Below are 232 nucleotides of genomic sequence, written 5' to 3' on the forward strand. Positions count from 1 at the left end.
CTATAGCCTATTCGGCCTAGTGCAGTTCGGTATAGACGAATGTCTATATTTGTATAAGAAAATGTTATTAGTAAAAGTTCTCAGAAAAGTTGAATAGCTTGACAATTTTAGGTATGCTAAGCATATTAACTAATCCTATAGAGAAAGAATGATGCATAGATGAGTGGAGCTGTGTTTTATATTTTCGGGGCAACGGGGGATTTAGCGAAAAGAAAGCTGTTTCCTGCGTTTT

At 35.8% G+C, this 232-nt stretch carries 1 protein-coding gene; it reads left to right on the forward strand.

What is annotated here, in order from left to right; translation table 11 throughout:
• Positions 1 to 159 precede the first annotated feature (159 nt).
• On the forward strand, positions 160 to 232 hold a 73-nt coding region (locus tag KVT27_RS27465), incomplete at its 3' end, for a hypothetical protein (RefSeq protein ID WP_217582353.1).

This window comes from Lysinibacillus sp. GbtcB16 (assembly GCF_019091145.1).
GTDB classification, from domain to species: Bacteria; Bacillota; Bacilli; order Bacillales_A; family Planococcaceae; genus Lysinibacillus; species Lysinibacillus fusiformis.